The following is a 4,049-nucleotide window of genomic DNA, read 5'->3' on the forward strand; positions in this document are numbered from 1 at the left end:
CGCCTGCGAGCAGTCCCACCACGAGCGCCATGGGCCCGGGCGTGGTCCACATGCCGGCGAAGTAGACGATGATCGCGTTGCCGATGGCAAAGCACTGGAGGACGGTGTTGACCAGAATGCGCGAGGATGGCGCCTTGATCCGCGCCAGGAGCGAGACAAAGAGCAGCGCCGTCCACACAAAGGCGGATGCCAGCTGCGTGTAGAGCATGGGCTTGTAGATGCCGCGGTTGAGAAAGGGCGCGATGTCGGGGTTCGCCACCAGCCCGCGCGCGGTGAGCATGTTGAGGAAGGGCCACGGGACAACCAGCGCGCAGATGAGCGCGCACTTGGCGGCATCGGACCAGCCCAGCACGCCGCGCAGGCGGTCGCTCGCCCGCGCAAAGAATCCCGGATTTTTCGGCTCGCTCCCGCTCACGCTGCCTTGCCTCGTCCGCCGCTCTCTCCAGTGTCTGCACACTCTACCACGGCAAACGCGGCAGGCGAGGGCTCAGAAGCCAAGACTCTGGCGCACCATGTCGGCGACGGGGATCTCGCGCTCGAGCGAAATGGGATAGTCGTAGAGCCCGAGGTCCGCCACGGCGGAGGCTTCGACCACAACCGGAGCGGCAAACTCCCGCAGCAGCGCCGCCGGGCGCGGCAGAAACTCGAAGGTGATGCGCGTGCGTGCGATGCCGCGCTCATCGACGCGCAGTTCGAGCGCCGGCTCCCCGCCGCGCACCAGGGTTTCCTCCCCCATGCGCACCCGCCAGACAAGGTCGCGCAGGGTCAGAGAGTCCACCCCCGTGACCAGCAGTTCCAGCTCCAGCTCACCCCGCAGCTCCACCTCCGGCTCGGGCAGCACGCGGATGAGCCGTGCCGAAACAAGGCGCGCATCGCTCACCCCACGCAGCGCCACGGTGGGCTTCGCGCAGGCGGGGAGGAGAAACAATGCCCCCAGAAGGAACAACAGCGCCGGGCGGATCATTCGGATTTAAGAGAGGTGAGGATTTCTTCGAGTTGCGAGATCAGCGGGGGCAGGTCGACATGAAGTATCTCCCACAAAATCTCATAGTCGATGGAGTCGTACCCATGGATCAGGCGATTGCGCAGGCCGACGATCTGGGGCCAGGGAATGCCGGGGTATTTGGCGCGCATCTCTTCGGGGATTCGTGTTGCAGCTTCACCCACAATCTCCAGCAGCCGGGTGAGTGCCAGCGAGAGCATTCGATCAGACTGAACTTCGGGGAGCGTTTTGCCCTTTGTGAACTCGATGGCTTCACGGGCGTGGTCGCGCATATCCCCCAGTGCATCGATCGGGTCACGCTCAAACGACATAGACGGGTTCCGATTCGCGAAGCGCGTTGTCGCGGAAACAGGGGCTGATGAACTCCGGCGTCAGGAAGTCCACCTTCCGTCCGAGCAGCTCGGCCAGCTCGATCTCCATGCCGAAGAACGCGAGTCCGGGCGTGTGTCCCTCCTCGAATTCCACCAGCACGTCCACATCGGAGTCGGGGCCGAAATCCTCGCGCAGGACCGATCCGAACAGCGAGAGCTTTCGGATGTGGTGGCGGCGGCAGAACTCGGCGATCTGCTCCCTGTCGATGTCGATGCGCGCGCGGCTCATGGCGGGCCTCCGTGTGGGAAGGAATTATAGCACAGACTTTCTCGCCACTAGATCTCGAACTCCTGTCCGCGCTGGTCGAGGAATTTCTTGAGGTTCTTCTTGATGCGCTCTTCGAGCTGGCGGGCGCGTTCTTTGGAAACGCCGAATTCGTTGCCGATCTCTTCGAGGGTGAGCGGGTCCTCGGCGATGAGGCGTTTGTCGAAGATGTAGGCGTCGCGCTCTTCGAGGGTCTTTCGATACTCGGCCAGTGCGGCGCGGAAGCGCTCCATGGTGTCCGACTCAGCGACGGCTTCTTCTGCGCTCTCGTGCTCATCGGGGATGAAGTTCGCCATCGTGACGTTGCCCTCGTCGCCCAGCGGCATGTCCATGCTCACTTCCCCGCCGGTGAGCCGCGCGTCCATCTCGCGCACTTCGTCCTCGCGCACGTCGAGGTTCTTTGCCAGCAACTGCGGCGTGGGTTTGAAACCCTCGCGTTCGAGACGCGCCTTCTCTTTTCGCAGGTTGAAGAAGAGCTTGCGCTGGGCCTGGGTGGTGCCGAGTTTCACGAGGTGGAAGTTGTTGATGATGTAGCGGAGCATGTAGGCGCGGATCCAGTACTGCGCATAGCTCGAAAGGCGAACCCCCTTGTAGGGGTCGAAGTTCTTGACGGCCATCATCAGGCCGATGTTCCCCTCCTGCACCAGGTCGAGCAGGTTCTTGTGGGCGCTGCGATATTCCCAGGCGAGCTTGACGACCAGCCGCAGGTTCGAGGTCACCAGCCGGAAAGCGGCGTCCTGGTCCTGGTCGTCGTGCAGGCGCACGGCCAGGTCGTGTTCTTCCTCGCGGGTGAGCAGGGGATACTTCTGCGCCTGCGCCATGTAGGAAGAGAGCGTGTCGCGAAGCGCGGGGCTGGGGCCGCTCTCGATCACGGCGGGGAGGGCAGGGCTCTCTTCGCCCTCTTCTTCGTCTTCGAGGCCGTCCTCGTCGGTGAAGCTCTCGAGCTCGGCGGAGGGCTCTTCAAGCTCTTCGGAATCCTCGGGGGCGGCGCCGGGTTCGAGTTCCTCGTAGCGGACGCCCTCGGCGGCCTTGGAGGCCTTTTTCCGGGTTTTTTTCTTGCGGACCTTCTTCGCGCCCGTGGCGGGCGCCTTCTTCTTCGCAGTGCTCGCACGGGTGCCGGTGGCCTTCTTGGCGGCCTTTTTGGCACTCTTTTTCCGTTTTTTCTTTACCGGCGTGGCACTCATGGCGCTCGTGCGTTCCTTGCTTCCGGGGCTTCGCGGCGTATATTACTGCATTCACGGACGATTTCGAGAGCTGCCCCGGGCTGGGGGGCTCCAGATACTGATAAAGTGGGCGGCAGGGCCTGCAGCCGCCTCGGCCAGAGAAGCCGATCGCCACAAAAGCGGGCGAATCGGTCCGGCACCTCGTTGCCGGGCTGTTTTCAGGAGGGGAAACATGTCGGACCAATCGGAAAAGATCGAATCAATCATGCACGAGGCGCGTTCTTTCGCGCCCGCGCGCCAGTTCTCAAAAGATGCCCACATCAAGACCGAGAAGGCCTACGAGCGCGAGTACAAGCGCTCCATCGACTCGGGCGATAAATTCTGGGCCGGCGCGGCGCGCAAGCTCGACTGGTTCAAGAAGTGGGACAAGGAACTCGAGTGGAATCCGCCGGTCGCGCGCTGGTTCACCGGCGGCGAGATCAATGCCTGCCACAACTGCGTGGACCGGCACCTGGCCACCCGCGGCGACCACGAGGCGATCATCTGGGAAGGCGAGCCCGGCGAGACCAAGCGCATTACCTTCAAGGAACTCCACAAGGAAGTCTGCAAGTTCGCCAACGTGCTCAAGGACAACGGCGTTGCCACCGGCGACCGCGTGGCGCTCTACATGCCCATGATCCCCGAGCTGGCGATCGCCATGCTCGCCTGCGCGCGCATCGGCGCCACGCACTCGATCATCTTCGGCGGTTTCTCGGCCCAGGCCATTGCCGACCGCTGCCACGACGCGGGCGTCTCGGCCATCGTCACCGCCGACGGCGGCTACCGCCGCGGCAAGCCCGTGCCCCTCAAGGACACGGTGGACGAGGCCATCGCCGGCAATGCCGACATCAAGAAGGTCTTCGTCGTGCAGCGCTGCCGCAACGACGTGAAGTGGACCGATGGCCGCGACATCTGGTGGCACGAAGCCATGGCAGAGGCCAGCGAGGATTGCCCGGCCGAGCGCCTGGATGCCAACCACCCGCTGTTCATCCTCTATACGTCGGGAACCACGGGCAAGCCCAAGGGCATCTACCACGGCACGGGCGGGTATCTGACCTACGCCTACACGACGACGAAGTTTATCTTCGACTTGAAGCCCGACGACATCTTCTGGTGCACCGCCGACATCGGCTGGATCACCGGACACAGCTACGTGGTCTACGGTGCGCTGGCCAACGGCGTGACGACCGTGATGTATGAGGGCGCGC

General features: G+C 63.7%; 6 protein-coding genes. 1 reads left to right on the plus strand and 5 read right to left on the minus strand.

The features are described from left to right. From KDH09_06315 to KDH09_06335, 5 genes are all read right to left on the minus strand, one after another. Positions 1-415 (minus strand): hypothetical protein (locus KDH09_06315; protein MCB0219293.1); only part of this gene is annotated, 415 nt, incomplete at its 3' end. A gap of 72 nt (positions 416-487) precedes the next feature. Beyond that, the gene (locus KDH09_06320) at positions 488-895 is read right to left on the minus strand and encodes a hypothetical protein (GenBank protein MCB0219294.1); all 408 of its coding nucleotides are present in this window, start codon (positions 893-895) and stop codon (positions 488-490) included. A gap of 65 nt (positions 896-960) precedes the next feature. Beyond that, positions 961-1,275, minus strand: coding sequence for a DUF86 domain-containing protein (locus KDH09_06325; GenBank protein MCB0219295.1), 315 nt, complete (start codon positions 1,273-1,275; stop codon positions 961-963). Between the two features lie 28 nt (positions 1,276-1,303). Further along, complete coding sequence (locus KDH09_06330; protein ID MCB0219296.1) at positions 1,304-1,603, minus strand: nucleotidyltransferase family protein; 300 nt, start codon at positions 1,601-1,603, stop codon at positions 1,304-1,306. A 47-nt stretch (positions 1,604-1,650) separates the two neighbouring features. Next, positions 1,651-2,823 carry an RNA polymerase factor sigma-32 gene (locus KDH09_06335; protein ID MCB0219297.1) on the minus strand — a complete coding sequence of 391 codons (1,173 nt, stop codon included), beginning with the start codon at positions 2,821-2,823 and terminating at the stop codon, positions 1,651-1,653. A 211-nt stretch (positions 2,824-3,034) separates the two neighbouring features. Here KDH09_06335 and KDH09_06340 point away from each other — a divergent pair. Then, positions 3,035-4,049, plus strand: a 1,015-nt coding sequence (locus KDH09_06340) for an AMP-binding protein (GenBank protein ID MCB0219298.1), incomplete at its 3' end; no start/stop codon positions are given.

Source organism: Chrysiogenia bacterium (assembly GCA_020434085.1).
Taxonomy (GTDB): Bacteria; JAGRBM01; JAGRBM01; order JAGRBM01; family JAGRBM01; genus JAGRBM01.

What these genes read in the sequence shown, in the direction of transcription:
- KDH09_06325 (MCB0219295.1), bottom strand. Translation starts at nt 1,275, where the DNA reads ATGCGCGACCACGCCCGTGAAGCCATCGAGTTCACAAAGGGCAAAACG.
- KDH09_06330 (MCB0219296.1), bottom strand. Translation starts at nt 1,603, where the DNA reads ATGAGCCGCGCGCGCATCGACATCGACAGGGAGCAGATCGCCGAGTTC.
- KDH09_06335 (MCB0219297.1), bottom strand. Translation starts at nt 2,823, where the DNA reads ATGAGTGCCACGCCGGTAAAGAAAAAACGGAAAAAGAGTGCCAAAAAG.